Origin of the sequence: Oceanospirillum linum, assembly GCF_001995095.2 — a bacterium.
GTDB lineage: Bacteria > Pseudomonadota > Gammaproteobacteria > Pseudomonadales > Halomonadaceae > Oceanospirillum > Oceanospirillum linum.
The window spans coordinates 1-428 of sequence record NZ_MTSD02000131.1 but is presented as its reverse complement, the minus strand read 5'-3'; the positions used below and the strand labels follow the sequence as shown (position 1 = coordinate 428).

At 43.7% G+C, this 428-nt stretch carries 1 protein-coding gene; it reads left to right on the top strand.

Annotated features, from left to right (window positions below; translation table 11 throughout):
* Positions 1-428: histidine kinase dimerization/phospho-acceptor domain-containing protein (locus BTA35_RS16970; protein ID WP_274378444.1), on the top strand; the 428-nt coding region annotated here is incomplete at both ends.

The window sequence follows — 428 nt, the reverse complement described above, 5'->3', positions numbered from 1 at the left end:
AGACAATGGTGATGTAGAACGTATGGTGGGGAGTAATCAAGATATTACCCCAACCAAACTGCTAACTGAGCGACTGGAATTTGCCAATACAGAACTTCAATCCGCGCTGGTTAAAGCGGCAGAATCCAACAAAGCAAAATCAAACTTTTTAGCCAACATGAGCCATGAGATTCGCACCCCCATGAACGGCGTTCTGGGAATGCTCTCGCTGTTATATGACGCCAATATGCCCACTGAGCAACATGAGTATGTCAAAAAAGCGTATGAGTCGTCTGAGCGGTTATTGGGCATATTAAACGATATTCTTGATTTTTCTCGAATTGAATCCGGCCTTTTCTCGCTCTCATTTGCACCCTTTGCTATCGACAAATTGGTTCAGGACGCTGTTGAAGTCTTCCGTGTGAATGTTCAACAAAAACACATTGAGA